This is a genomic window from Lichenicoccus sp., assembly GCF_965276875.1.
GTDB lineage: Bacteria > Pseudomonadota > Alphaproteobacteria > Acetobacterales > Acetobacteraceae > Lichenicoccus.
In genome coordinates this window covers 2384744-2409437 of record NZ_OZ255701.1, presented here as the reverse complement: position 1 = coordinate 2409437, position 24694 = coordinate 2384744, and the positions used below count along the sequence as shown (strand labels likewise).

Annotated in this window: 26 protein-coding genes; 13 read left to right on the top strand and 13 right to left on the bottom strand. The window is 67.4% G+C overall.

The window, feature by feature from the left end:
• Window positions 1-49: 49 nt before the first annotated feature.
• The 6 genes from ACQY4K_RS11685 to ACQY4K_RS11660 form a co-directional block, all read right to left on the bottom strand.
• A complete protein-coding gene (locus ACQY4K_RS11685; protein ID WP_428390379.1) occupies window positions 50-1225 on the bottom strand; it encodes a sensor histidine kinase in 1176 nt (391 codons plus the stop codon).
• Between the two features lie 17 nt (window positions 1226-1242).
• Window positions 1243-2016: a phosphate regulon transcriptional regulator PhoB gene (gene phoB, locus ACQY4K_RS11680; RefSeq protein ID WP_428390378.1), complete on the bottom strand. Its 774-nt coding sequence runs from the start codon at window positions 2014-2016 to the stop codon at window positions 1243-1245.
• A 4-nt stretch (window positions 2017-2020) separates the two neighbouring features.
• Complete coding sequence (phoU, locus tag ACQY4K_RS11675) at window positions 2021-2770, bottom strand: phosphate signaling complex protein PhoU (protein WP_428390377.1); 750 nt, start codon at window positions 2768-2770, stop codon at window positions 2021-2023.
• 13 nt (window positions 2771-2783) lie between these two features.
• Entirely contained in the window at window positions 2784-3530 is a 747-nt protein-coding gene (gene pstB, locus ACQY4K_RS11670; protein ID WP_428396089.1) for a phosphate ABC transporter ATP-binding protein PstB, read from the bottom strand.
• Between the two features lie 221 nt (window positions 3531-3751).
• Window positions 3752-4726 carry an OmpA family protein gene (locus ACQY4K_RS11665; RefSeq protein WP_428390376.1) on the bottom strand — a complete coding sequence of 325 codons (975 nt, stop codon included), beginning with the start codon at window positions 4724-4726 and terminating at the stop codon, window positions 3752-3754.
• Between the two features lie 264 nt (window positions 4727-4990).
• Entirely contained in the window at window positions 4991-5641 is a 651-nt protein-coding gene (locus ACQY4K_RS11660; RefSeq protein WP_428390375.1) for a DUF938 domain-containing protein, read from the bottom strand.
• Between ACQY4K_RS11660 and ACQY4K_RS11655 the strand changes: the two genes are divergently transcribed.
• Both ACQY4K_RS11655 and ACQY4K_RS11650 read left to right on the top strand, forming a co-directional pair.
• Window positions 5640-6401 (top strand): short-chain dehydrogenase/reductase, encoded by a 762-nt coding sequence (locus ACQY4K_RS11655; RefSeq protein ID WP_428390374.1) that lies wholly within the window; start codon window positions 5640-5642, stop codon window positions 6399-6401. The genes ACQY4K_RS11660 and ACQY4K_RS11655 overlap by 2 nt on opposite strands.
• The gene (locus ACQY4K_RS11650) at window positions 6385-6876 is read left to right on the top strand and encodes an NUDIX domain-containing protein (RefSeq protein WP_428390373.1); all 492 of its coding nucleotides are present in this window, start codon (window positions 6385-6387) and stop codon (window positions 6874-6876) included. Before ACQY4K_RS11655 ends, ACQY4K_RS11650 begins: the two co-directional genes overlap by 17 nt.
• On the opposite strand, the gene cysK is transcribed toward ACQY4K_RS11650, so the two are convergent.
• Window positions 6843-7757 (bottom strand): cysteine synthase A, encoded by a 915-nt coding sequence (gene cysK, locus ACQY4K_RS11645; RefSeq protein WP_428390372.1) that lies wholly within the window; start codon window positions 7755-7757, stop codon window positions 6843-6845. The two genes, ACQY4K_RS11650 and cysK, sit on opposite strands and share 34 nt — an antisense overlap.
• Before the next feature lie 72 nt (window positions 7758-7829).
• A complete protein-coding gene (locus ACQY4K_RS11640; protein WP_428390371.1) occupies window positions 7830-9179 on the bottom strand; it encodes a dihydrolipoyl dehydrogenase family protein in 1350 nt (449 codons plus the stop codon).
• A gap of 49 nt (window positions 9180-9228) precedes the next feature.
• On the opposite strand from ACQY4K_RS11640, the gene ACQY4K_RS11635 reads away from it, so the two are divergent.
• Window positions 9229-10308: an SDR family oxidoreductase gene (locus ACQY4K_RS11635; RefSeq protein ID WP_428390370.1), complete on the top strand. Its 1080-nt coding sequence runs from the start codon at window positions 9229-9231 to the stop codon at window positions 10306-10308.
• On the opposite strand, the gene ACQY4K_RS11630 is transcribed toward ACQY4K_RS11635, so the two are convergent.
• The gene (locus ACQY4K_RS11630) at window positions 10290-11039 is read right to left on the bottom strand and encodes a glycosyltransferase (RefSeq protein WP_428390369.1); all 750 of its coding nucleotides are present in this window, start codon (window positions 11037-11039) and stop codon (window positions 10290-10292) included. The genes ACQY4K_RS11635 and ACQY4K_RS11630 overlap by 19 nt on opposite strands.
• Between ACQY4K_RS11630 and ACQY4K_RS11625 the strand changes: the two genes are divergently transcribed.
• Together ACQY4K_RS11625 and ACQY4K_RS11620 are read left to right on the top strand one after the other, a co-directional pair.
• Window positions 11038-11865: a sterol desaturase family protein gene (locus tag ACQY4K_RS11625; RefSeq protein WP_428390368.1), complete on the top strand. Its 828-nt coding sequence runs from the start codon at window positions 11038-11040 to the stop codon at window positions 11863-11865. The two genes, ACQY4K_RS11630 and ACQY4K_RS11625, sit on opposite strands and share 2 nt — an antisense overlap.
• Window positions 11862-12782, top strand: coding sequence for a radical SAM protein (locus ACQY4K_RS11620; protein ID WP_428390367.1), 921 nt, complete (start codon window positions 11862-11864; stop codon window positions 12780-12782). The genes ACQY4K_RS11625 and ACQY4K_RS11620 overlap by 4 nt, the downstream gene beginning before the upstream one ends.
• On the opposite strand, the gene ACQY4K_RS11615 is transcribed toward ACQY4K_RS11620, so the two are convergent.
• Window positions 12783-13667, bottom strand: coding sequence for an NAD(P)-dependent oxidoreductase (locus tag ACQY4K_RS11615; RefSeq protein ID WP_428390366.1), 885 nt, complete (start codon window positions 13665-13667; stop codon window positions 12783-12785).
• 17 nt (window positions 13668-13684) lie between these two features.
• The gene (locus tag ACQY4K_RS11610) at window positions 13685-14692 is read right to left on the bottom strand and encodes a LacI family DNA-binding transcriptional regulator (RefSeq protein ID WP_428390365.1); all 1008 of its coding nucleotides are present in this window, start codon (window positions 14690-14692) and stop codon (window positions 13685-13687) included.
• Window positions 14693-14795: 103 nt separating this feature from the next.
• On the opposite strand from ACQY4K_RS11610, the gene ACQY4K_RS11605 reads away from it, so the two are divergent.
• The 5 genes from ACQY4K_RS11605 to ACQY4K_RS11585 are packed head-to-tail and all read left to right on the top strand — an operon-like array spanning window position 14796 to window position 20217.
• Entirely contained in the window at window positions 14796-16298 is a 1503-nt protein-coding gene (locus tag ACQY4K_RS11605; RefSeq protein ID WP_428390364.1) for a sugar ABC transporter ATP-binding protein, read from the top strand.
• Between the two features lie 5 nt (window positions 16299-16303).
• On the top strand, window positions 16304-17281 hold the full coding sequence (locus tag ACQY4K_RS11600) for an ABC transporter permease (protein ID WP_428396087.1): 978 nt from the start codon (window positions 16304-16306) through the stop codon (window positions 17279-17281).
• The gene (locus ACQY4K_RS11595) at window positions 17278-18288 is read left to right on the top strand and encodes an ABC transporter permease (RefSeq protein WP_428390363.1); all 1011 of its coding nucleotides are present in this window, start codon (window positions 17278-17280) and stop codon (window positions 18286-18288) included. The genes ACQY4K_RS11600 and ACQY4K_RS11595 overlap by 4 nt, the downstream gene beginning before the upstream one ends.
• A gap of 23 nt (window positions 18289-18311) precedes the next feature.
• Window positions 18312-19313, top strand: coding sequence for a substrate-binding domain-containing protein (locus ACQY4K_RS11590; RefSeq protein WP_428390362.1), 1002 nt, complete (start codon window positions 18312-18314; stop codon window positions 19311-19313).
• Between the two features lie 16 nt (window positions 19314-19329).
• Complete coding sequence (locus ACQY4K_RS11585; RefSeq protein ID WP_428390361.1) at window positions 19330-20217, top strand: NAD-dependent epimerase/dehydratase family protein; 888 nt, start codon at window positions 19330-19332, stop codon at window positions 20215-20217.
• On the opposite strand, the gene otnC is transcribed toward ACQY4K_RS11585, so the two are convergent.
• Window positions 20205-20870 (bottom strand): 3-oxo-tetronate 4-phosphate decarboxylase, encoded by a 666-nt coding sequence (gene otnC / locus ACQY4K_RS11580; protein WP_428390360.1) that lies wholly within the window; start codon window positions 20868-20870, stop codon window positions 20205-20207. The genes ACQY4K_RS11585 and otnC overlap by 13 nt on opposite strands.
• Window positions 20871-20885: 15 nt before the next feature.
• Between otnC and ltnD the strand changes: the two genes are divergently transcribed.
• The 3 genes from ltnD to otnK are packed head-to-tail and all read left to right on the top strand — an operon-like array spanning window position 20886 to window position 23859.
• Window positions 20886-21794: an L-threonate dehydrogenase gene (gene ltnD, locus ACQY4K_RS11575; protein WP_428390359.1), complete on the top strand. Its 909-nt coding sequence runs from the start codon at window positions 20886-20888 to the stop codon at window positions 21792-21794.
• Window positions 21791-22591, top strand: a complete 801-nt coding sequence (gene otnI / locus ACQY4K_RS11570; RefSeq protein WP_428390358.1) for a 2-oxo-tetronate isomerase — start codon at window positions 21791-21793, stop codon at window positions 22589-22591. The genes ltnD and otnI overlap by 4 nt, the downstream gene beginning before the upstream one ends.
• Window positions 22591-23859: a 3-oxo-tetronate kinase gene (gene otnK, locus ACQY4K_RS11565; protein ID WP_428390357.1), complete on the top strand. Its 1269-nt coding sequence runs from the start codon at window positions 22591-22593 to the stop codon at window positions 23857-23859. The genes otnI and otnK overlap by 1 nt, the downstream gene beginning before the upstream one ends.
• Here otnK and ACQY4K_RS11560 read toward each other — a convergent pair.
• On the bottom strand, window positions 23856-24614 hold the full coding sequence (locus ACQY4K_RS11560; RefSeq protein WP_428390356.1) for a hypothetical protein: 759 nt from the start codon (window positions 24612-24614) through the stop codon (window positions 23856-23858). The genes otnK and ACQY4K_RS11560 overlap by 4 nt on opposite strands.
• Between the last annotated feature and the right edge of the window lie 80 nt (window positions 24615-24694).

Sequence of the window (24694 nt, the reverse complement as noted above, 5' to 3'; positions counted from 1 at the left end):
TCGATAAGCCATTGTTGCCAGCACGTAACGCGATGGTTTGACGACAGATTTAGGTCAGTTTTGTGACACCGGCACAGGGTAGCCAGACGCTGAACAGGCTGCCTTCGCCGACGCTGCTCTCGATGAGCAGACGGCCCGCATGGCGGCCGACGATGTGCTTGACGATCGCCAGCCCCAGGCCGCTTCCGGTCCGCCCGGTATTGCCGTCCTCGGCGCGGTAGAAGCGTTCGGTGAGGCGCGGCAGATGGTGGGCGGCGATCCCCGGACCGTCATCGGCGACCGTCAGCACCACGCCTGGGGCGGCTGGCCACGCGGTGCCGCTGGCCGGGTGCGCGGACAGCACGATCCGGCTGCGCGCATGTTTCAGGGCGTTGTCGAGCAGGTTCTGCACGATCTGGGCGACCTGGTCGCCGTCGCCTTGCAGCATCGGCAGGTCCTCGGCCAGGTCTACGTCCAGTGCTATCCGGCGCGTGCGCACCAGCGGCTCGAACTCGCCCGCGACGTGCGCTGCCACCCTGCCGAGCGCGAAATGGCCGCGCGGCCGCTCGTGCTCGCTGAGTTCGATGCGCGACAGGTTCATCAGGCTGTCGATCAGCCGGCGCATGCGCGCGGCCTGGGTCTGCATGATCGCGAGAAACCGCCGTTGCGCCGGCGGATCGTCGGCCGCCGGCCCGATGAGTGTGTCGATGAAGCCGATCAGGCTGGCCAGCGGCGTGCGCAGCTCATGGCTGGCATTGGCGATGAAGTCCTCGCGCATCCGCGCCATCGCCGCCTGCTGGGTGTGGTCCGACAGCGACACCACGAGCAGGCCGGGATACGCGGCTGGCAACGCCTTGAGCGAGGCCCGCAGCACCCTGCGCACGGGCACGTCCATCTTTACAATGGTGGTGACGACGGCCTCGCCTTGCACGCGCGCGGCGGCATCGGCCAATGCCGGGTGGCGCAGCAGGGCTGCCAGTATGTCGCCGAACGATTCGCGCGCGGCGAGATTGGCATGGCGCATGGAGATGGGGCGCATGGAGATCGGGCGCATGGCAGCGTGGCGCGTGGACGCGGCGCGGTCGAGCAGCAGCAACGGCTCGGGCAGCAGCTCCAGCAGGTCGCGCAGCGGCCGCAGCGGGTCGGGTGCGACTTCCTCCGGCGGCGGCAGGTCGGCCCCAGCTTTTCGCGGCCAGACCCCGCGGAGCGTGACACCAGAAGCGAATGCGGCGGCAGCGATTGCCAAATCGACGGCGCCGCCGCTCAGGGAGGCAGCGTCCGCTCGGGGATTGTCGCGTCGACGTCGAGCGCGTAGCCGGCGGAGCGCACGGTACGCACCAGGTCCATCTCGCCCGGGCCGTTCAGCGCCTTGCGCAGGCGGCGGATATGCACGTCGACGGTGCGCGCCTCGACATGGATATCCGCACCCCAGACGGCGTTGAGCAGATCCTCGCGCGAGAACACGCGGCGCGGGTGGCGCAGCAGGAACTCCAGCAGGCGATACTCGGTCGGCCCCAGATGCACCGGCCGGCTGCCGCGCTGCACACGGTGCTCGCCCGGGTCGAGCACGATATCGTGGAACTGCAGCGCGCGCTCCGGCGGCTGCGGCTGCGCGCGTCGCAGCAGGGCGCGCATGCGCGCCGCCAGCGCCTCGGTGGAGAACGGCTTGGTGATGTAGTCGTCAGCACCGGTGTTCAGGCCGCGGATCGAGTCCTGCTCCTCCATCCGCGCGGTGAGCATGATCACCGGCAGGTCGCGCGTCTGCGGCCGCCTGCGCACCTGACGGCAAACCTCGAGCCCGGACAGGCTGGGCAGCATCCAGTCGAGCAGCACGATGTCGGGCGCGCTCTCGGTGATCCGCAACAGCGCCTCCTGGCCGTCGGAGGCCTCGTCGACCAGGTAGCCGAGCTTCTCCAGATTGTAGCGCAGCATCACCGCCAGCGCCGGGTCGTCCTCGACGACGAGAACGCGCGGCTTTTGCGTGTCGTCGCGCAGCACGGGTCGGGCGCGGCTCAAGCCCTCGGTTCCGGTCTGCATCGCCCTACTCCGCTCCATCCTGTGATGTCCCGCCGTCCCGATCCGTATACGGCGCCCCACGCGGCCGCGACGGCGGCAGCATCTCGCCGGTGACGGCGTAATGCACGTGCTCGGCGATGTTGGTGCAGTGGTCGCCGATCCGCTCCAGGTTCTTGGCGATGAACAGCAGATGCGTGCAGGGACTGATGTTGCGCGGATCCTCCATCATGTAGGTGATCAGCTCGCGGAACATCGCGGTATAGAGCTCGTCGACCGCCTTGTCGGACTGCCAGACCTCGAATGCCTTGTCGCGGTCGTTCTGGCTCAGCGCGTCGATCGCCAGACGCAGGTTCTCCTGCACCAGCCGGCCCATGTTGCGCAGGCCGCCCAGGGCCGGGCTGCCCATGGTCGATTCCGGGCCAATGCGGCCAAGGCGCAGCGAGCGCTTGGCGATGTTGGCGGCATAGTCGCCGATCCGCTCGAGGTCCGACGTCACCTTCAGCACCGAGACGATTTCGCGCAGGTCCTGGGCCATCGGCGCGCGCAGTGCCAGCATACGGATCGCGCGGCCCTCGATGTCGCGCTCCAGCGCATCGACCTCCGGGTCCTGCTCCATCGCATATTGCGCGGCCTCGCCGTCGCGGTTGAGCACCGCGTTGATCGCGTTCGCGGTCTGGCTTTCCACCAGGCCGCCCATGCGGGCGATCATGCCGCGCAAGCCCTCGAGCTCCTGCTCGTAGCTGCGCACGATATGGCGCGGGTCGGTGCTGCTCATGGGAACGGGTCTCCTAACCGAAGCGGCCGGTGATGTAGTCCTGCGTGCGCTTTTCGCGGGGTGCCGTGAACAGCCGGTCGGCGCCGGCGACCTCGACCAGCTCGCCCATGTAGAAGAACGCCACCTGGTCGGCGCAGCGCGCGGCCTGCTGGAGGTTGTGGGTGACGATGGCGATGGTGAAATCCTGCTTGAGTTCGTCGAGCAGCTCCTCGATGCGGGCGGTGCTGATCGGATCCAGCGCCGAGGTCGGCTCGTCGAGCAGGATCACCTCCGGACGCGTGGCGATGGTGCGGGCAATGCACAGCCGCTGCTGCTGGCCACCGGACAAGGCCGCGGCGGACGTGCGCAGCCGGTCCTTGACCTCGGCCCATAGCGCCACACGGCGCAGCGCCTGCTCGATACGCTGGTCCATCTCCGCGCGGGAGAGCTTCTCGTGCAGCCGCACGCCAAACGCGATGTTGTCGTGGATCGACATCGGAAACGGCGTCGGCTTCTGGAACACCATGCCAACCCGCGAGCGCAGCCGGTTCACGTCCATGCCAGGCCCAAGGATATCTTCGCCGCCGAGCAACACCTCGCCGGTGGCGCGCTGACCGCCATAGAGGTCGAACATGCGGTTGAGGACGCGCAGCAGCGTGGATTTGCCGCATCCGGACGGTCCGATCATCCCGGTCACACGGCGCTCAGGGAAATCCAGCGAGATCCGCTTCAAGGCGTGCACCGCGCCGTAATAGAAATTTAGCTCCTTGATCGCGATCATCGTGCGGCCGTCGGCCGGCGGCGCGTCGCTGCTGCGCGCCTGTAGGTCGCCGACCATTCTGCTCACGCCCTGCTGGTTCATGATCGGTCCCCGATCGGCGATGGACTGTCCTTAGTCCAAACCGGCCGTTCCCCGCCAGTCGGCGTGGTCTTACGCGTCAGCAATGGCGGGCATGTTGCAGTTTCGTGACCGTTCGATGACAAGCATACCCAGAGGAGGGCCTACTCCGCCTGGAGGACCAGCTCGATACGACGATTGAGCGCGCGCCCCGCCGGATCGACGTTCGAGGCGATCGGGCAGGCCGGACCCACGCCGATCGCGCCAACCTGGTCGGGCGACACCTTCCAGCGCCGCCGCAGAGCATCCACCACCGCCTGCGCCTGCGCCGAGGTCAGCTTCAGCGCCTCGGCCAGCGTCTGCTGGGTGTCGGTATGGCCGACCACGAGCAGGCGCATCGCCGGATCGCCGTGCAGCATCGCGGCAACCTGGGCCAGCACCGGCCGACTGTCGCGCTGGAGCCTCGCCGTTCCTGCCACAAAGGCGATCCCCCTGAGCCCGATGCTGCCGCGCACATGCAGGCTCGATGCGATCACGGTCGCGTTTTCCGCGGGTAGTGCTGCACCTTCGGGGGGCTGCGTCACCGTCTCGATGAACACGCCGGGCTGCCGGTCGAGATGGCGTGCCACCAGCAAAGCGAGTGTCACGCGGCCCTGCGGCCGGTCCAGGGTGGCCAGCACGTAGCGGACGTCGCCGCCGACCGGATGGAGGTAATCAATGATCTGGTTGCCCTCGTCGCCGGCGTGGGCGTCGGCCATCGGTTCGGTCAGCGCCTCGCCGAAGCTGAAGCCGCCACAGCCGTCGCGACCGGCGCATTGGAACAGCACCCTAAAGCCGCCGCCCTTCAGGACCTCGCGGTAGTGGTTCATCACGGCGATGGTCGAGAGCGTCTCCGGCAGGACGTAGGCGATCCGGGTGATCCGGCCTTCGAGCGTGCGTGTCCTGGTGAAGCCGAAATCGCGGAACGGACCGTCCGGCAGGACCGCCTCGTCGTCGTCGGATTCGTCGTAGCTGATGATCCTGGCATCCAGGTAGCGCGGCAGCAGGGTTGCGGCCGGCGCCCCGGCCACATCGTGGGTGGGGACGTCGGCGGCGCGGCCGACGGCGCTCAGCGCCAGCAGCATCGCACCGGCAATCAAGCAACGTCCGCCCGAATGTCCCACTCTGCTTAGCCTCCTCACGAAACCGGGAGGTTGTTAGCAGGCCGTGCCGCTGAAAAGCGACCGTCCTCGTCACGCCGGGGCCACAAGCTCCGCTTTCATCCCGGGAGAGACCACGGCGACCCGCGCGTGCGCAGCACCTGGCGGGCACGGATACGCGTTGCCGCCACTTTGCCAAAGCACGGATAGCAAGGAAGTGGCAGCGCCGTGGTTGCAGGATCGCTGCCGGCGCTGCAGGCAACATCATGGACGCGACCGGCGCCAGACGAGACCAAGATTATTGGCCGGCATTGGCACCCGTGCGGCAAGCTCCAGGCGGTGTGATTGAGTGAGTGCGGCAACCGCCTGCAGGTCGCGCAAGCCCCACTCGGGATTGCGCGCGCGCAAATCCGCGTCGAACGCGGCGTTGCTCGGCGCCAATGTCACGCCGGGCTCGCGGAACGGGCCATAGAGCACGAGCACCCCGCCAGGCTCGAGGATGCGCGCCGCTCCCTGCATGATGCCCTGGGTCGCGGCCCAGGGCGCGATATGGATCATGTTGATCGCAACGATTGCGTCGGCACGCCGCAGCGGCCAAGCCCGCGGCATTGCGGCGTCGAGCGTCAGCGGCGCCAGCAGGTTGGCCGCCACCGCCGCCGCGCGCCGGGCCGCGATCATCGCCAGCGCCTCGGGATCGCGGTCGGTCGGCTGCCAGGTCAGCGCGGGAAAGGCGGCGCTGAACCAGGCCGCGTGCTCGCCGGCACCGCTCGCGATCTCGAGCACCAGCCCGGACAGGGGCAGCCAGTCACGCAGCATCGCCTCGATCGGAGCACGATTGCGTCCCGCAGCGGACGCGCTGCAAATGGACCCTTCGGCGTTTTTCGACCAGTCTGGGGTTTCGGGAGATACGACCATGGACCTCCATCTAGCCGGCCGTCGCGCCCTCGTCACCGGCGCCTCGAAGGGCATCGGCCGCGCCACCGCCCTGTTGCTGGCCGAGGAGGGGTGCGAACTCGTCCTCGTCGCCCGCCATCCCGAAACGTTGTCACAGGCGGCCGAGGCAGTACGCGGCCGACGCCAGGTGGCGGTGCGGATCATCGCCGCTGACCTCTCACGGCAAAGCGAGATCGAGCGGGTAGCGGCTGACGTCGGCGACATCGACATCCTTGTCAACAATGCCGGCGCGATCCCCTCGGGCGACCTGCTCGCAATGGGCGACATTGCTTGGCGGGCCGCCTGGGATTTGAAGGTGTTCGGCTATATCGGCCTGACCCGGGCGCTGTATCCACGCCTGCGCGAGCGGCGCGGCGTGGTGGTCAATGTCATCGGCAGCGCCGGCGAACGCTTCGATCCGAACTATATCGCCGGCAGCGCCGGCAACGCGGCGCTGATGGCCTTCACCCGCAGCCTGGCCAAGGATGCCTGCCCGCATGGCATGCGTGTGGTCGGCATCAATCCCGGGCCGGTCGGCACCGACCGCATGGAGACCTTGTTGCGCGCCCGTGCGGCGCGCGAATTCGGCGATGCGGCGCGCTGGCGGGATTATTGCCGTGACATGTCGTTCGGCCGCCCGGCGACACCCGAGGAGATCGCGAACGCGGTCGCGTTCCTGGCGTCGCCGCGCTCGGGCTACACCACGGGCACCATCCTGACGATCGATGGCGCGCCCGGATAGCGTCATCGACCTCGCCTGGCGCATGGCCTACCGCATCGGCTACCCGCTGGCGCGGGTCTGGTGGCGGCTGCGCCGGTCGCGCCATCAGGGCGCCCTGGTGGCGATCCATGTCGGCGACGACCTGCTGCTGGTGCGCTCCTCCTACCGTCGGGCCTGGAACCTCCCAGGCGGCGGCGTGCGCCCGGGCGAAACCCCCAACGCCGCGGCACGACGCGAACTTGTCGAGGAGATCGGACTGCTTGCCACGGACCTGCATCCAGCTGGCAGCGTGCGTGGGCGGTGGGACGGGCGTGACGACGAAGTCCACCTATTCACCCTGAACCTGGAACGGCTGCCGCGTCTGCGCCTCGACAACCGCGAAATCGTCGCGGCCCGGCTGTTTGGCCCCGAACCCCTGCAGGCACTGGCCCGCAGGGGGGCGTTGACCGGCCCGGTCGCGCTCTATGTCGGCAGGAAATCCGGCACCGAGAGGTAGCGCTCGCCGGTGTCGTAGTTGAAGCCCAGCACCGTCGCCCCCGCCGGCAACTCCGGCAGCTTGCTGGCGATCGCGGCCAGGGTGGCACCGGAGGACAGCCCGACGAGCACCCCCTCCTCGCGCGCCGAGCGCCGGGCAAAGCTGCGCGCCGCTTCCGCCTCGACCTGAATCGTGCCGTCGAGCAGATCGGTATGCAGGTTGGCCGGCACGAAACCGGCGCCGATGCCCTGGATCGGGTGCGGCCCGGCAGCACCCCCGGAAATCACCGGCGAGGCGCTGGGCTCGACGGCGAACACCTTCAGCCCGGGCCAGCGCTGCTTGAGCACTTCGGCACAGCCGGTGATGTGGCCGCCGGTGCCGACGCCGGTGATCAGCGCATCGATACCGTCCGGGAAGTCCTCCATGATCTCCTGCGCCGTGGTGCGGACATGCACCTCGATATTGGCCACATTCTCGAACTGCTGCGGGATCCAGGCATTGCGATGATCGGCCGCGAGCTCGCTGGCACGCGCGATCGCGCCCTTCATGCCCTGCTCCTTGGGCGTGAGGTCGAAGCTGGCGCCATAGGCTTGCATCAACCGGCGCCGCTCGATTGACATCGATTCCGGCATCACCAGGATCAGCCGATAGCCCTTCACGGCGGCGACCATCGCCAGCCCGATGCCGGTATTGCCCGAGGTCGGCTCGATGATGACGCCACCCGGCTTGAGCTGGCCCGACGCCTCCGCCGCTTCGACCATCGACAGGGCAATCCGGTCCTTGATCGAGCCGCCGGGATTGGCCCGCTCAGACTTGATCCAGACCTGGGCATCCGGGAACATCCGGCTGAAGCGGATGTGCGGCGTCTGCCCGATGGTATTAAGGACGCTATTGGCTTTCATCGGTGGTCTCCCTTTGGGGCTCTACGCGCACAATGCGGAAAGACGCGCGATAAGTAAAAAGGGTGCATTGCGCTATCGTCGCATGCGCGACAGCAATTTTGCCCATCGCCGCGCCCAGCGTCCGAAGATCGCCGGCTCGTAGGCGGCGAACGCCAGCGCCTTGGTGATCTCCGAACGAGTGGGGTAGGCGATCGTGGCGCCGGACAGTGCCCAGAGCGAGGCACGCCCACCCATCGCCAAGCTCCAGGGCAGCAGCAGTTCGCCGGCACCGGCCCCGACGATGGTCACACCGGCGATCTTTCGCCCGGCGCGCACCAGCTTGGCGAAGCCCTCGGTCTCGCCTTCGATGACGGCGCGGTCGTTGTCGGCGAAGGGCTGCGTGATGGTGCGCACGTCGTGGCGCGAGGCGCGCGCCTGCTGTTCGGTGACGCCAATCCTGGCCAGTTCGGGCTTGGTGTAGGTGACGCTCGGCATCAGCGCGAAGCGGGTGCGCGCGGGCAGGCCGAAGCCGATATTCATGACCACGATGCTGCCCGCATGACCGGCGGCGTGGGTGAATTTCGGGCCGTCGCCGCAGTCGCCGATCGCGAAAATCCGCCTGTTGCTGGTACGGCAGCGCCGGTCGACCGTGATCGCGCCTTCTTGCGTCCGCACGCCGGCCAAGTCGAGGCGCAGTCCGTCGAGGTTGGGGCTGCGGCCGGCGGCGACCAGAAGATGGCTGCCAATGAGGGTCTCGCCGGTTTCGAGCGCGAGCTGAATGCCGTCAGGGCCCGTTGCCACCCGCTGCACGGAGGTCTGCTCGCGCACGACGACGCCCTGCGCGCGCAATACACCCAGGATGACGGCGGCAGCTTCGGGCTCCTCGCGGGCGAGCGCCCGGTCGGCCTCGATAACCGTCACTTTGGCGCCCAGACGGCGGAACGCCTGGGCCAGCTCGATGCCGATCGGTCCGCCGCCGATGACAAGCAGGTGGGCGGGCAGGTCGGTCAGCTCGAACAGGGTTTCGTTGGTCAGGTATGGGGCTTGCGCCAGGCCCTCGATGGGGGGCAGCACGGGGTTTGAGCCGACCGCCAGCACGATCCGCGGCGCCTCGAGGATGTGTCCGCCTACCGCGACCGAGCGCGGTCCGGCGAGGGCCGCGTGACCGCGGATCACCTCCACGCCCCAGGCGGCGAAGCGCTCGGCGGAGTCATGCGGCGCGATCGTCTCGATGGCGCGGCGCATATTGACGCGTGCAGCGGCGAAGTCGGGGGCAGCAGCCAGCAGGGCCTTGGACGGCACGCAGCCGGTATTGAGGCATTCCCCGCCCATCCGGTCACGCTCGATCAGAGCCACCCGCAGCCCGAGCCTGGCGCAGCCGCCCGCCGCGGTCAGGCCGGCCGAACCGGCGCCGATGACAATGACGTCATGGGTGCGCGCCATACCCGACTCTTGCTTTGCTTGCCGGGGATGTTTGCCGCATGGAGCGCCGATGCAAATATTGATCACGGGGGCGAGCGGGCTGATCGGGCGCGAACTGGCGGGTGTGCTCGCCGAGCGCGGTCACGGCGTGTTCGCCCTGATGCATCGCGCGCAAGGACTGTCGCGCAATGACGGCCGGACGTTGCCGACGACAGCATGGGCCGGCACGCCGCCCGAGCCCGGCGGCATCGTGGCCGTGCAGGGCGATGTCTGCAGCGGGCACTTCGGACTGGCGCCGGACGCTTGCGCGCGGCTTGCGGACAGCCTCGACCTGATCGTGCATTGCGCGGCGTTGACCGGCTTCGCGCTGCCGCCCGCGCGCTATGCCCAGGTCAATATCGGGGGCACCGCCAACGTGCTGGAGGTGGCCGCCGGCGGCGCGGTGCCGGTGCTGCTGGTCAGCACCGCCTATGTCTGCGGCGAGCGATCCGGCCCGATCGAGGAGCGCCCGACGGCCGCCGACGTTCGCTTCGCCAATGGCTATGAGTCGAGCAAGGCGGCGGCCGAACATCTCGCACTCGCGGCGGCGGCGCGCGGTCTGCCGGTCGCGATCGCCCGTCCCTCGATCGTGATGGGGAGTACCACCGACGGCGCCATCGGCGCGTTCGGCGGCATCTATCAGTTGCTGCGGCTGCTGTCCGACGGACGCATCACGGCCCTGCCCGCCGACCCCGCGGCCAGTCTCGACCTGGTGCCGATCGATCACGTGGTGGACGGTCTCGTCGACCTTGCAGAGCGCATCGATGACGCCGCCGGCGGCATCTTCCATCTGGTATCCTCGGCGCCGATGACCTTGCGCGCGTTGCACCGCGCGGCGGGCGGATTTCCGCATCTCAGGCGGCCCTGCCTGATCGCACCCGAGCAGTTCGACCCGGACCGCCTCAGCGGCCGCGAGCGGCTGCTGCACGAACAGGTCACCGCACCCTATGCCAACTATCTGCAACGCGATCCGCGCTTCTGCGACAGGCGCTTTGAAGCCCTTACAGGACGCCGCTGCCCTGACACCGGGGACGGCTTCCTGCGCCGGATCGTCGAATACTGCATGACGGCGGGCTTCCTGCGCTCGGCGGTTCAACGCACGTCCGGATAGTGCCGTTCCAGCCGATCGCGCAGCCCGAGGCCCCAACGTATGCCAAGCTTGAGATAGATCCAGTTGGTGCGCAGCCCGCCCCAGGCCGCGACCCTGCGGTCCGAGGTCATGACGATCCGGCTGACCAGCCGGATGCGACCGCGCGCGGTCAGTCGGATGCACAGGTCGGCGTCCTCCATCAGACGCAAGCTCGGATCGCAACCGCCGACCGCGAGGAAATCCGCGCGCCGGAAAAACATCGCCTGGTCGCCGAACAGCAATCGGCCGCCACGCACGAACAAATGCGGGCGAAACAGCAGCGGCGCGTACCAGGTCTTCAGCCAGCTATGCAGGCTGGTCCCCCAGCGCACCGACTGCGCACCGCCGATCAGCGCGGTGAACCCGGCGAGCGACACGGCGGGATCGGCCAGCACCGCGCGCATGACCGCAACCGCGTCGCGCGGCAACTCGGTGTCGGCGTGCAGGATGCAGATCAGGGGTGCCGCGGTCAGGGCCACCGCCTGGTTGATCTGCGCCGCGCGGCCGCGCGCCTCGGGGCGCAGCACACGCAGTCCGCCGGCCTCGGCAATGGCAACCGAGGCGTCGGTGCTGCCGCCGTCGACGGCGATGACCTCCGCGGGGCGCGGCTCCAGTGCCGCGAGCCCGCGCAGCAGGGCCGGTAGGCCGGCTGCCTCGTTGAACATCGGCACCACGATTGCAACACGGGTTCGCAGCCCAATCTCTTGCCGCATGTCCATCCCCCAGTTTCGCCGTGCGCGCGCCGTCATGCAATCGCCGCTGCCGGCCCTCGCGGGGCTCGCCGCCATCATGCTGGCGGAGCGTGCCGCGTCGCTCAGGTCGCGCACGCAGGTCGAGCCCGCGCGTAGCCTGCGCAACCTCACGCTCGGCGCCCTCAGCCTGCTTGTGGTGTCGACGTTGGAAGGCCCGGTGGCGCGATCGCTTGCGCAGCGCGTGGTCCGGCGCCAGCGCGGCCTGGTCCAGCTTTTGCCGTTGCCGCCGCTCGCGCGCGACGCGCTGGCGTTCCTGGCGATGGATTACACGATGTATGTCTGGCACGTGCTGACCCACAAGGTGCCGCTGCTTTGGCGTCTGCATCTGGTGCATCACATCGATCTCGATCTAGACGCCACCACGGCGTTGCGTTTCCACGCCGCCGACATGCTGCTCTCGGTGCCCTGGCGCGCCGCCCAGGTGGCGCTGCTGGGTACCTCACCACGGGCGCTGCGCGTCTGGCAGGGCTTCTTCTTCGCCTCCGTGGTGTTTCACCACTCCAATCTGCGCCTGCCCGAACGCTTTGAGCGGCGGCTCGCCTGGGTGCTGACGACGCCGCGCATGCACGGCATTCACCACACCGCCGAGCAGCGCCTGACAAACTCGAACTGGTCGAGCGGGCTCAGCCTATGGGACCATCTGCACGACAGCTTCCGTCTCGACGCCTCGCCACCGGCGGTAAGGATCGGTGTTCCCGCCTATCATCATCCGCGCCAGACCGGTCTGCTCGCCTCGCTGCTGCTGCCGTTCCTGCGGCAGCGCGACGACTGGAGAACCCGTCGATGAGACCGTTCAGCGATCCCGACCGTACCGCAACCGGCGAGACACGCGCGACGGTGCCGTTCGCCGGGCTGCGCACGCTCTGGTTCAACACCGGCACGCTCTGCAACGTCACCTGCGCCGGCTGCTATATCGAGAGCAGCCCGACCAACGACCGGCTGGCCTATCTCGGCCGCGACGAGGTCCGCACGATCCTTGACGAAGCGGCGGCGCAACACGCCAGCTTGCGCGAGGTCGCCTTTACCGGCGGCGAGCCGTTCATGAACCGTGATCTGCCCGGCATGATCCGCGACGCACTGTCGGCCGGCTACCGGGTGCTGGTGCTGACCAACGCGATGCGGCCGATGCGACGTTTCGAGGCCGAACTCGAAGCGCTGCGCGCCGACTTTCCGGGGCGTCTCACGCTAAGAATGTCGCTGGACCATTATTCAGCGGATTTGCACGAGAGCCTGCGTGGAGACGGGAGTTGGGCAGCGGCGATCGACGGGCTGCGCTGGCTCGCGCGCGCCGGCTTCGACCTGGCAATCGCCGGACGCACGCTCTGGGACGAGGACGAGGCAGCACTCCGCGAAGGCTATGGCGCCCTGTTCGCCGAACTCGGCCTGACGCTTGACCCTCAGGATCCGGCGCAACTCGTGCTGTTTCCGGAAATGGAGCAGCAACGCCGCGTGCCGGAGATCACCGAGCAATGCTGGGGAATTCTCGGCAAACAGCCGGGCCAGATGATGTGCGCGGACCAGCGTATGGTGGTCAAGCGGCGCGGCGCCGAGAAGCCGGTGGTGGTGAGCTGCACTTTGTTGCCCTATGATGCGCAATTCGAACTCGGCGACACGCTTGCCGCCGCGGCGCGCACGGTGAAGCTCAACCACCGTTATTGCGCCGAGTTCTGCGTGCTCGGCGGCGGGTCCTGCCGCGCCGCCTGATCAGGGACCCTTGTTCGCCAAGGCCAAGGCGTCGGTCAGCATCGGCACGTAGTCGCCGCCACGCCCGAGGCCGATGGCCAGCGCGTAGCTGTTGCGGACTGCCGCCCCGACCGGATTGGCCGCAGCACTCGCGCTTGCAAAATTCACGAGGTAGGTGAGGTCCTTCAGTGCATTATCCAGCGTGAATTTATGGGCATCGCGGTTGCCGCCGACGACATACTCGAAGTAGGTCTGAAAGAACGGGCAATCCATCCGGCCGCCGCCGATGACGGCGTGGAAGGTCTGCGCCGAGACGCCGGCCTTGGCGCCGAGCATCAGCGCTTCGGCATAGAGCGCGCCGTAGCCGAGCGAGACGAAGTTGTTCAGCAGCTTCATCATGTGCGCGCTGCCGGTGGCTCCCGTCTCGACGATCCGTCCGGCAAATGTCTCCAGCACCGGACGCGCACGCCGCACATCGTGGGAAGCGCCGCCGAGCATGACGTCCAGGGTGCCGGCCCAGGCTTCCTTGGGTGTGCGGCTGAGCGGCGCGTCGATCAAGGTGATGCCTTGCGGCGCCAGTTCTTGCGCCAGGCGCACGGTGATCGCGGGCTCCGAGGTCGAGCAATCGATCACCATGAGCGGCTTGCCGGCGGCGGCGAGACCGTCGGGACCGTTCAGGATCGCCTCGACCTGGGTGCTGCCGGTGACGCAGAGCACGACGATGTCGCACACTTTCGCCATGGCGCGGGCAGTCTCGACCTCGACCGCGCCACGCTGCTTGAGATCGTCGATGGTCTCGCGCTTGCGATGCGCCATGACGGTGAGCGGAAAGCCCTTCTCGACCAGGTTCTTGGCCATGCCGTGGCCCATATAGCCGAGGCCGATAAAGCCGATCTGTTCTGTCATAAAGTCCATCCTTGTTGTCAGGTACTTGAGCGGATTTCGAGCCGGTAGCCGACATCGACCCTCGCCGGACCGGAATTCCCACCCTCGATGCGTGCCAGCAGCTTACGCGCGGCGATCTCGCCAATCCGCTGTCGCGGCGAGAAGATGGTGGTGAGCGCCGGCGTGGTCAGGGCGCTGATCGGCAGGCCGTTGAAGCCAGCAATGGCGATCCGTCGTGGCACGCGAATGCCCTCGCGCTGCGCGCGCAGCAGGGCGCCGACGGCGAGGTCATCATTGGCGAAGAACAGTGCGTCGAGCACGGGTTCGCGTGCCAGGATCTCCATCAGCTTGTCGCCGCCGAGGGCGGCACTGGATTTCTCGGCATGGCGAAACGGCGGCCGGCGTTGCAGCCCGGCGGCGGCCAGCGCCCGGTCGAGCCCCTTGAAGCGCTGCATGGCGCGGTAGTCGACGTCCATGCGGCCGCCGACGAAGCCGATCTCGCGATAGCCGCGCGCGATCAGATGCGCGCCCATGGTCTCGCCAGCCGCAAGGTGCGACAGCCCGACATTCATGTCGATGGGAGTACGGCCATACTCCATGATTTCCACCAAGGGGCGCCCGCAGCCGCGCAGCAATTGCGCGGTGCGCGCATCATGGCGTAGGCCGGCGACGATCAGCCCGGCCGGCGACCAGCCGAGCAGGGTCGTGACGAGTTCCGCCTCGCGGCCGAGATCATACTGGGTGTTGCCAAGCAGGAGCTGGTAGTTCGCGGCCTCCAGCACCTCCTGGATACCCTGGATCACCTCGATGAACACCGCATTCGACAAGGATGGGACGATCACCGGCACGATCCGGCTGGCGGCGGAAGCCAGCGCGCCGGCGAAGCGGTTCGGCACATAGCCCAATTCGTCGATGGCGCGCTGAGTCTGCTCGCGCAGTTCGGCGGAAACATTGTGCGGCGCGTTAAGCACGCGCGAGACGGTAATCGGCGCAACCCCGGCGCGGGCGGCAACATCCTTGAGCGTGATGGCCGCCTTGCGTTTCACGGAGAAGGTCGCGTTTCCCATTCGCCGGCAGCGTAACCCAGGAACGCTGGTTGCGCTACCATCCGTCCGTGTCTATGGTAGCGCAACCACGAACGTCCGTAGCATGCTGAACGCCCACGACATCACCAAGAGTTTCGGCAGCGTCGACGTGCTGCGCGGCGTCAGACTGTCGCTGCGTCCCGGCTGCATCCATACGCTGATGGGCGAGAACGGCGCGGGCAAGTCGACCTTGTTCAAGATCATGTCCGGGATCCTGCAGCCAAGCGCCGGCAGCCTTTCGCTGGAAGGCAAGCCACTGCGGCTCGAAAGCCCGCTCGTTGCACACCGAAACGGCATCTATCTGGTGCCGCAGGAGCCGGCGCTGATGGCCGAACTCAGCGTCGCCGAGACGATGTTCGTGGGCCAGTTGCCGACCAACGGACGCGTGCTTCCACGCATCGACTGGGCCGGGCTGCGCCGCTCGGCGAGCGAGGCATTGGGCGCGCTGGGCCTCGATATCGACGTGGGTCAGCAGGCCCGCCGCCTCTCGATCGCCCAAGCGCAACAGGTGGAGTGCGCCAAGGCGCTGTTGCGCGGCTGCCGCTTCATCCTGTTCGACGAGCCAACTTCGCCGCTCACCACGCACGAGGTCGAGCATCTGTTCTCGATCATGCGCAAGCTGCGCGACGATGGCTGCACGCTCGGCTTCATCAGCCACCGCATGGACGAGGTCCTCGAAATCAGCGACGAGATCAGCGTGCTTCGCGACGGCAATCTGGTCGACGAGGTGACGCGCCCCAAGTTCGATCGTGTGCGGCTGATGTCGCGCATGGTCGGACGCGAAATGCAGGTGATCCCCCGCCGCACCTGGAGTGCGGCCAAGGATGTGCCGGCGCTTGACGTCGAGGGGCTTTCGGACGGGAAGCGCTTCGCCGACGTGCGCTTCACTCTGCATGAGGGCGAGATCCTTGGCCTCGCCGGCCTGGTCGGCGCCGGCCGCACCGAAATCGCCGAGACCATCTTCGGCATTCGCGCCCGCAGCGCCGGCAGCGTGCGTCTCGGCTCGGAGAATATCACGGGGCTCACCCCGCACGCGATCATACGAAAGGGTCTGGTCTATGCGCCGGAGGATCGCGCGCGCTACGGCGCGGTGTTGCCGATGAGCATTGCCGAAAACCTGACCTCCGGACGCCTCGACCGGGTGCGCCAGCGTATGGGGCTGATCGACCGCGGCCACGAGGCGGCGATCAGCAGCGACACCGTCAAGCAATACCGGGTGCGCTGCGTCGGCATCGGCCAGGCGCTGGCGCGGCTGTCCGGCGGCAACCAGCAGAAGGTGGTGTTCGGCAAATGGATGGGCCTGGCCCCGAAGGTCGCGATCCTCGACGAGCCGACCCGCGGCGTCGATGTGGGCGCCAAGGACGAAATCTACGAGCTGATCGAAGGATTGGCGCGCGAGGGCATGGCGATCCTGGTGATCTCCTCGGAAATGGAGGAGCTTGTGCGCCTGTGCGACCGCATCCTGTCGGTCTACGAGGGCCGCATCGTCGCCGAACTGCGCGGCCAGCAGATCACCCCCGAAATTGTTGGCCACTCCTATCTGAGCAGAGCAGGGGTCGCGGCGTGACGCCGATGGCCGCCCTTCAGCAGACGCGTCGCGACAAGGCAAAGCCCGCGTCGATGGAGCGACGCGAACTGACGTTGCTGATCGCGACCGCTGTCACCATCGGCGTTGTCGCCCTGTACCGGCATAATTTCGTCTCACCGCAGAATCTGCGCTTCATGGTGCTGGGTTCGGTCGTGCTGTCGCTGCTCGGGCTGGGCCAGACCCTGGTGATCGCAACCCGCGGCATCGATCTTTCTGTGGCGCCGATCCTCGGGCTGACGGCGGTTTCGACCGGCCTGCTGGCGCAAGCCAGCGGGCTGCCGCTGGCGGGCGCGTTCGCCATCGCGGTCGCCATCGGGCTGGTGCTCGGCACCATAAACGGCCTGCTGGTGGCCAAGCTCACCATCCCGCCGATCATCACCACGCTCGGCACCTACAGCCTGTATAGCGGCCTGATCTTCATCGTCTCCAATGGCACCCAGGTCGACTCCGTGCCGCACGCCTACGCCGTGCTCGGCAACGGCCTGATTGCCGGCATCCTGCCGATCCCGGTGCTGGTGCTGGGGGTCGTGCTGCTGCTGACCTGGTTCATGCTCGGCCATACGCGCTTCGGCCGCGCCCTGCTGGCACTCGGCAACAACGCTGGCGCGGCCTACAACGCCGGCATTCCGGTGACCCGCGTGCAGGTGCAGGCCTATGCACTATCCGGCCTGCTCGCCGCGCTCGCGGGGCTGATGTTCGTCTGCTACACCGGCTCCGCCACGGTCACCACCGGCACCGGCGATCATATGGAGCTGCAATCGATCGCGGTGGCACTGATCGGCGGCACCGCGATCGCCGGCGGCCGTGCCTCGATGCTCGGTACTGTGCTCGGCAGCCTGTTTCTCAGCGTTGTACTCACCGCCCTGGTCTTCGTGCACGTGCCGCCGATCTGGTACTCCGCCGGCGAGGGCTTGATGATCCTGATCACCGTCGCTGGCGGCGGCAGGAGACAGGTGCGATGAAAGTGGGTGGCATGAACTGGACGCGTGCGCTGCTCGCCCTGCTGGTGGTCCTGCTCGCCGGCCTGATCGCCGGGGTCGACGGCTTCTATCCGGGTTTCAGCGGCTTTCTGGCGCTGACCGAAAGCTTCCTGCCGTTCGGACTGGTGGCACTCGGTCTGTCCACCGTCATCCTCACCGGCGGCATCGACCTCTCGGTCGGCGCCACCGCGGGTTTGGCCGCGGTGGTGATGGCCGAACTCTGGTCGGGGCTGCATCTGTCGATCTGGCTTGCGGCCGCAATCGGCATCCTCGCCGGCGCCGGCCTGGGCACGATCAACGGCCTGATCATCACCCGGCTCAAGGTGGAGCCACTGATTGCGACACTCGCCACCAGCTTCATCTATGGAAGTCTCGCGACCGCGCTCGCCGGCGACAATCCGCCATCCGGCTTTCCGGGCGGCTTCAATGCGCTTGGGCTCGGGGCGCTGGCCGGCATCCTGCCGTTCCAGATCCTGCTGTTCGCAGCCCTTGCCGTGGTCTTCGGGCTGCTGCTGTCGCGCAGCGCCTTCGGCCGCAAGGTAGTGATGGTCGGCTACAACAGCGATGCGGCTTCCTATAGCGGCGTGCGGGTCGCGCGCGTCCTGATCGGCGCCTACAGCATCAGCGGCGCCATGGCGGCGCTCGCGGGCATCGTGCTTGCCGCCTATTACAGCGCCGTGCGCGCCGACATGGGCAGCGTCCTGCTGCTCACCACGATCACCATGGTGGTGCTCGGCGGAGTCAGCATCTTTGGTGGCGAAGGCTCCATCGCGGGCGTCGTCGTTGCCGTGCTGGTGCTCGGCTTCGTGCGCCAGGGCATGCTGATCGCAGGCTTCTCCGACATGCTGACGACGATGCTGACGGGAGCCATCCTGCTCGGCGCGATCGCGCTCAAGAACACGCTCGCCGGACGCGGCACCGGCTTCGCCCTCGCTTTCTCTGGGGTGATGACCCGGTTGCGCGCCGCGCGAGCTCGTGTGCAACCCTGAACCAAAAGAAGAGATTGGGAGACATGACCAAATCACAGTCCTTACGGGCCACCCTGCTCGCGGCACCCCTGCTGTTCGCCGGCTTCGCCACCGCGCGCGCCGAGGCGATCGACACCAGCAAGTCGATCCACGTGGCGATGGTGCCCAAGCTGGTCGGGCTTTCGGTGTTCAAGGCAAACGAGAAGGGTGCGAAGGAAGCGGCCAAGCTGCTCAACATCAAGTTTCTCTATACCGGCCCGGTGACCGCCTCGGCGCAAGGCCAGGTAGACGTCTTCAACAGCCTGATCGCACGTCGCTTCGACGTCATCACCACCACCTCAAACAACCCGACGCAGCTTGCGCCGGCGCTGAAGCGGGCGATGAAGCAGGGCATCAAGGTGGTCTCCTACGACAGCGACGTGGCGCCGGACGCGCGCGACTTCTTCATCCAGAACACCGCCTATGACGCGCTCGGCAAGGCGCTGGTCGACGGCGTTGCCAAATATGCCGGCGCCGACGCCAAGGTCGCGATTCTGTCCTCGACGCCGGATGCCACGATCCAGAACGAGTGGATCAAGGCGCTGAAGGCCTACATGACCAGCGCCTATCCGAAGATGACCATCGTCACCACGCAATATGGCCAGTCGAGCCCGTCGCAGTCGCTGACCGCGGGGCTGAACATCCTGCAGGCCAACCCGGATGTCACCGGCATCATCGCTCCTGACGGCGCCGCCGAAGTCGGTGCCGCGGCGGCGGCACAAAAGCTCGGCAAGACCGGAAAGGTTTTCGTGACCGGCTGCAGCGACCCGGATTCGATCAGGCAATATGTCAAGGCTGGCATCATTCGCGAGAGCCCGCTCTGGGACGAGGTCAAGGAAGGCATGCTGGTGATGTATGTGGCGCGTCTCGCCGCCAACAAGGCGATCGGCCCGAACAGCACCTTCACCGCGGGCTCGCTCGGAACCTTCACCGCCAAGAATCGTGTCATCGTGTTCAGCAAGCCGCTGATCTTTACCAAGGCGAACATCGACAATTATCAGTTCTAAAGGAGGATCACCCCGCATGAAGCGTATTCTGTTCACAGGCGGCAGCGGCAAGGCTGGCCGCCATGTCGTCCAATATCTGGTCGAGCAGGGCTACCGGGTGCTCAACATCGACACCAGACCGCTCGATAATCCCGCCGTGCGCACGCTGATTACCGACATCACCGATGCCGGCCAGTTGTTCAACGCCTTCTCGTCCTATACCGGCCTGCACGAGTTCGATCCGGATTTGCGACCGGAAAAGATCGACGCGGTGGTGCATTTCGCGGCGATCCCGCGCGTGATGATCGTGCCGGACAACGAGGTCTACCGCATTAACGTCATGGGCACCTACAACGTGCTCGACGCGGCAACAAAGCTTGGCATCCCGAAGGTGATCATTGCCTCCAGCGAGACCACCTACGGTATCGTGTTTGCCAATACCCCTCGGCAGCCGGAGTATTTCCCGCTCGATGAGGACTATCCCGTCGATCCGATGGACAGCTACGCGCTGTCCAAGATCTGCAACGAGCGCACCGCCCGCGGTTTTGCGCTGCGATCAGGCGCGGACATCTACGCGCTGCGTATCGGTAATGTCATCGAGCCGCATGAATACGAACTATTCCCCGGCTGGTTTGCAAAGCCTGATTTCCGCAAGAAAATCGCCTGGAGCTATGTCGATGCGCGCGACCTGGGCGAAATCGTCCGCCTCGGCATAGAGACAGACGGTCTCGGCTATCAGGTGTTCAACGCCGCCAACGACCACAGCTCATCAGACCTGCCGACCGCCGAGCTCCTGCGTCGCTACTATCCGGATGTGCCGGTCCGACGCGAACTCGGCGAGTTCGAGAGCCTGTTCTCCAACCGGCGCGCGCGCGAGATGCTGGGCTTCGTCGAAAAGCACAATTGGCGGCGCTACGTGCGGTGAGGCTCAAGGCCGAAATGCGCGACCAAGTCATCGACTTGCGCCTGCGAAAGCAGGCGCGGGTTGAGGCCGCGCAGGAGAAGATACAGCCGCGCGGTCTCTTCGAGTTCTTCGGTGGCATGCATGGCGGCCTCAAGCGTCGAGCCTGCAACCACCGGGCCATGATTGGCCAGCAGCACCGCGCTGTGACGGCCGGCGAGGCCGCGGATCGCGCCCGCGACCGCCGAGTCGCCGGGACGGTAATAGGGGACCAGGGCAACGGCACCGACCCGCATGACGGAATAGGCGGTCAGCGGCGGCAGCACCGATCGGGGATCGATCTCCGGCAGCATGGAGACCGCAACCGAATGCACGGAATGCAGATGGACGATGGCACCAGCACCCGCACGCGTGTCGTAGAGCGCCTGATGCAGCGGCAACTCCTTGCTTGGCGGATCGCCGGAAACCAGATCGCCCTGCGCGTCGAGCCGCGACAGGCGCGCCGGATCGAGGAATCCCATCGAGGTATTGGTCGGCGTCATCAGCCAGCAACCATCATCCAGGCGCAGACTGATATTGCCGGACGATCCCGCGGTCAGCCCGCGTTCGAACAGCGACCTCGCAAACAGGCAGATCTGTTCTCGCGATTTTCTCTCGGACGCGTTCATGACAGGCATTGAAAGGAATTTTCCATGACCAGTCAACGCGCGGCGGTCATCGGGTTGGGCTCGATGGGGCTGGGGATGGCGCAGTCGCTGATCCGGGGCGGCTTTACCGTCACCGGCTTCGATGTGGCGACGGCGGCAGGCGAGCGCCTTGCGCAGTCGGGCGGCAGGGTTGCCGCGAGCCCGGCGGAGGCCGCGCATGATGCCCATTCGGTGATCGCCGCGGTGGTCAATGCAGCGCAAACCGAGGCGGTGCTGTTCGGGCCTGACGGCTGCGCCGAGAGCATGCCGGAAGGTGCCGTGTTCATCTCGTCGGCGACGATGGCGCCGGAGATGGCACGCAGCCTGTGCGCGCGGCTGGAGACAGGCGGCCGGCATTTTCTCGATGCGCCGATGAGCGGCGGCGCGGCGCGGGCGGCGGACGGCAGCCTGACGATGATGGCCTCCGGCAGCGAGGCGGCGTTCGCGTGCGCGCGCCCAGCGCTCGATGCCCTATGCGGCACGCTCTACGAGCTCGGCGCCGAGGCCGGCCAGGGTGCGGCGTTCAAGATGGTCAACCAGCTGCTCGCCGGTGTGCACATTGCCGCCGCCTGCGAGGCGATCGCGTTCGCCGCGCGGCAAGGTCTCGATCTCGCGCGCGTGTATGAGGTCATCACGCGTTCGGCCGGCAGTTCCTGGATGTTCGAAAATCGCATTCCGCACGTGCTGGAGGGCGACTACAGCCCGAAGAGCGCGATTGACATCTTCACCAAGGATCTCGGCATCGTGCTCGACATGGCGCGCGAGGCGCAGTTCCCGGTGCCGATCGCGGGTGCGGCGTTGCAGATGTATCTGATGACCGCCGCCGCCGGCATGGGCCGCGATGACGACTCTTCCGTCGCACGGCTCTATGCGCAGCTCGCGGGACTGAAGCTACCCGCCAAGGAGCCTGCATGATGCCGGATTTCGCCGCGAACCTGACGATGATGTTCACCGAGCATGAGTTCCTCGACCGCTTCGACGCCGCCGCCGAGGCCGGCTTCGATGCGGTGGAATTCCTGTTTCCGTATGACCACACGCCCGAGGCAGTGGCCGAGCGGGTGCTCCGCAACGAACTCACCGTCGCTCTGTTCAACCTGCCGCCCGGCGACTGGGCGGCAGGCGATCGCGGCTTGGCAGCCCTGCCGTCGCGGCAGGCGGAATTGCGCGATTCCGTGGCGCGCGCGCGTGACTACGCGCAGGCGACCGGCGTCGGCCGGCTACACCTGATGGCCGGGCTCGCGCCGGCGTCCGATCCCGAAGCCGGCAGCACCTATCGCAACGCCGTGCGATACTGCGCCGAGCAACTGGCCGGGGACGGCATTGATCTGCTGCTGGAGCCGATCAACAGCCGCGACATGCCTGGCTATTTCCTCAATCATTTCGGTATGGCCGAGCGGATCATCGCGGAGACGGGACCGAGCCGGGTGAAGCTGCAGTTCGACCTGTATCACCACCAGATCATGCATGGCGATGTGACCATGGCGCTGCGCCGGCTGCTGCCCATCACCGGACACATCCAGGTCGCCAGCGTCCCGTCCAGGCACGAGCCGGACAATGAGGAGCTGAATTGGCCGTTCCTGTTCGGCGAACTCGACCGTCTCGGCTACGGCGGCTTTGTCGGCTGCGAATATCGTCCGCGCGCCGCCACGCGCGACGGGCTTGGCTGGTTCAGGCCCTATGCAGCCCCGGGCGCCACGACGGGCCGCGGCTGATGCGCATCGTGCTCGGCTGCATCGCCGACGACTATACGGGTGCCTCCGATCTCGCGAGCATGCTGTCGCTCGCCGGGCTGCGCACGCTGCAGACAATCGGCGTGCCACACGACGTAGCCCGACTGCCGGAGACGGACGCGGTGGTGGTGTCGCTGAAGAGCCGCTCGATTGCGCCCGCTGAGGCGGTGAGGCAGTCGCTGGAGGCCGAGACATGGCTGCGCGCGCAGGGCGCGGGCCACGTGCTGTTCAAGATCTGCTCGACGTTCGATTCGACCGACGCGGGCAACATCGGCCCGGTGCTGGATGCGCTGCGTGACAAGGCGGGAGCCGGAACGGTGCTGGTCAATCCGTCATTTCCCGAGAATGGCCGCAGCGTCTATCAGGGGCACCTGTTCGTCGGCAGCATGCTGTTGCAGGAGAGCCCGCTCAAGGACCATCCGCTCAATCCGATGCGCGACTCCGATCTGGTGCGGGTGCTGAGCAGGCAGAGTGCCCATTCGGTGATCCTGGTGCCGCTGGCGGTGGTCGAGCAGGGCCCGGACGCCGTGCGCGCGGCCCTGGCGCGGTCGGGGGGCGCCGGTGCGGCGATCGTGGACTCCGTTGCCGCGCGCCATCTCGATGCGATCGCCGAGGTGGCGCTGGACGGCCCGCTCTCCACCGGCGCCTCCGGCCTTGGCGCCAGTCTGGCGCGGGCGCTGATGGCGCGCGGCCTGGCGCAGAGCGGGGGGGCGGCAGCGCCGCAGGGAGAAGCGGGCGGCAAGGCCGCGATCCTGGCCGGCAGTTGCTCGGCCGCGACCTTGCGGCAGATCGCGCGCGCTGAGCAGGAAATCGCCTGCCTGCATCTCGACGCAGGCAGGCTACTCGCGGAACCAGAAGCGGCACGCGATCACGCAGTGCAATGGGGCCGCGCGCGCCTCGACGGCGGTCCGGTGCTGATCGCCAGTAGCGACACGCCTGCATCCGTGCGTGCCTTGCAGGAGCAGCATGGCGGTGCCGCAGTTGGCCATGCCGTCGAGCATGCGTTCGCCGAAATCGCGGCGAGCCTCGTCGCAGCCGGGGTCCGACGCCTGATCGTGGCTGGCGGCGAGACCTCAGGCGCGGTTGTCGACCGACTTCGCCTCGAGGCCTTTCTGATCGGGACCTCGATTGCACCGGGAGTGCCGGTGCTGCACAGCGTTGGCGGCCCTCACAACGGGCTGAGGCTCGCGCTCAAATCAGGGAATTTCGGCGGTGACGATTTCTTTGAACGGGCGCTCCAGTTGACTTAGCGATGGCCGTGGAAGCCTCCGCCACCATGCCAACCTCCACCGTGCCCGTAGTCGCCATGTCCGTAATCTCCGTGCCCGTAGTAGCCATGCCCATAGTAGCCGCGTCCATAGAAGCCGCGCCCATAGAAGCCACGCCCGTAAAAGCCGCCACCATAGAAGCCGAGCCCGTAATATGCCGGGTAGAAGCCGCCCCAACCGTAGCCGCCCCAACCCCAGCCCCAGCCCCAACCCGGACCATAGAGATCGGCATAGGCGGGATAGCCGTAAGACGCGTAGCCATAGTCGGTGACCGCGGAGGAGGCGATCTGGCCGGGCGGCGGCACCTTGTTGCCATAGGCGGCCATGCACTGGGCATAGGCGGCATCGTAGTTGACCTGCACGCCTTCCTGGGAGACGGCGCCGTTGTCGGCGCCGACCGCGGTGCCGGTCAGCAGGCCGGTGCCTGCTCCGGCCGCGGCACCAAAGCCCGGCGCGCCGACGGCGGCACCCAGCAAGGCGCCGGCGCCTGCGCCGATCGCGGTGCCGACCACGGCCCCGGTCGCCGTCGAGTTGGCAGTGGTCCCAGGGACATAGCCGCTACGGCCGAGAGCAATCTGCCGGCAGGTCTCGTCCTCGGAGACGAAGGTGCCGTAGCTCTTGCCGGCACCCGGCAGTGCGACGAAGCTGGGCCCCGTCGGTGGTGCCACGGCACACGCACCCAGGCTCAGAACCACGGGGAGGCAGGCCAGACCGGATCGGGTTATGATGCGTGCCATGTTTGAAGCTCGTTGTGCATTGCTGCCGACGTCGGCAGCCTCATTATACCCGAAATAGTGATGCGCACGCCCGGCGGCTA

What these genes read in the sequence shown, in the direction of transcription:
- phoB (WP_428390378.1), bottom strand. Translation starts at nt 2,016, where the DNA reads ATGCAGACCGGAACCGAGGGCTTGAGCCGCGCCCGACCCGTGCTGCGC.
- phoU (WP_428390377.1), bottom strand. Translation starts at nt 2,770, where the DNA reads ATGAGCAGCACCGACCCGCGCCATATCGTGCGCAGCTACGAGCAGGAG.
- pstB (WP_428396089.1), bottom strand. Translation starts at nt 3,530, where the DNA reads ATGATCGCGATCAAGGAGCTAAATTTCTATTACGGCGCGGTGCACGCC.
- ACQY4K_RS11655 (WP_428390374.1), top strand. Translation starts at nt 5,640, where the DNA reads ATGGACCTCCATCTAGCCGGCCGTCGCGCCCTCGTCACCGGCGCCTCG.
- ACQY4K_RS11660 (WP_428390375.1), bottom strand. Translation starts at nt 5,641, where the DNA reads ATGGTCGTATCTCCCGAAACCCCAGACTGGTCGAAAAACGCCGAAGGG.
- ACQY4K_RS11650 (WP_428390373.1), top strand. Translation starts at nt 6,385, where the DNA reads ATGGCGCGCCCGGATAGCGTCATCGACCTCGCCTGGCGCATGGCCTAC.
- cysK (WP_428390372.1), bottom strand. Translation starts at nt 7,757, where the DNA reads ATGAAAGCCAATAGCGTCCTTAATACCATCGGGCAGACGCCGCACATC.
- ACQY4K_RS11640 (WP_428390371.1), bottom strand. Translation starts at nt 9,179, where the DNA reads ATGGCGCGCACCCATGACGTCATTGTCATCGGCGCCGGTTCGGCCGGC.
- ACQY4K_RS11635 (WP_428390370.1), top strand. Translation starts at nt 9,229, where the DNA reads ATGCAAATATTGATCACGGGGGCGAGCGGGCTGATCGGGCGCGAACTG.
- ACQY4K_RS11625 (WP_428390368.1), top strand. Translation starts at nt 11,038, where the DNA reads ATGTCCATCCCCCAGTTTCGCCGTGCGCGCGCCGTCATGCAATCGCCG.
- ACQY4K_RS11630 (WP_428390369.1), bottom strand. Translation starts at nt 11,039, where the DNA reads ATGCGGCAAGAGATTGGGCTGCGAACCCGTGTTGCAATCGTGGTGCCG.
- ACQY4K_RS11620 (WP_428390367.1), top strand. Translation starts at nt 11,862, where the DNA reads ATGAGACCGTTCAGCGATCCCGACCGTACCGCAACCGGCGAGACACGC.
- ACQY4K_RS11615 (WP_428390366.1), bottom strand. Translation starts at nt 13,667, where the DNA reads ATGACAGAACAGATCGGCTTTATCGGCCTCGGCTATATGGGCCACGGC.
- ACQY4K_RS11605 (WP_428390364.1), top strand. Translation starts at nt 14,796, where the DNA reads ATGCTGAACGCCCACGACATCACCAAGAGTTTCGGCAGCGTCGACGTG.
- ACQY4K_RS11600 (WP_428396087.1), top strand. Translation starts at nt 16,304, where the DNA reads ATGGCCGCCCTTCAGCAGACGCGTCGCGACAAGGCAAAGCCCGCGTCG.
- ACQY4K_RS11595 (WP_428390363.1), top strand. Translation starts at nt 17,278, where the DNA reads ATGAAAGTGGGTGGCATGAACTGGACGCGTGCGCTGCTCGCCCTGCTG.
- ACQY4K_RS11590 (WP_428390362.1), top strand. Translation starts at nt 18,312, where the DNA reads ATGACCAAATCACAGTCCTTACGGGCCACCCTGCTCGCGGCACCCCTG.
- ACQY4K_RS11585 (WP_428390361.1), top strand. Translation starts at nt 19,330, where the DNA reads ATGAAGCGTATTCTGTTCACAGGCGGCAGCGGCAAGGCTGGCCGCCAT.
- otnC (WP_428390360.1), bottom strand. Translation starts at nt 20,870, where the DNA reads ATGCCTGTCATGAACGCGTCCGAGAGAAAATCGCGAGAACAGATCTGC.
- ltnD (WP_428390359.1), top strand. Translation starts at nt 20,886, where the DNA reads ATGACCAGTCAACGCGCGGCGGTCATCGGGTTGGGCTCGATGGGGCTG.
- otnI (WP_428390358.1), top strand. Translation starts at nt 21,791, where the DNA reads ATGATGCCGGATTTCGCCGCGAACCTGACGATGATGTTCACCGAGCAT.
- otnK (WP_428390357.1), top strand. Translation starts at nt 22,591, where the DNA reads ATGCGCATCGTGCTCGGCTGCATCGCCGACGACTATACGGGTGCCTCC.
- ACQY4K_RS11560 (WP_428390356.1), bottom strand. Translation starts at nt 24,614, where the DNA reads ATGGCACGCATCATAACCCGATCCGGTCTGGCCTGCCTCCCCGTGGTT.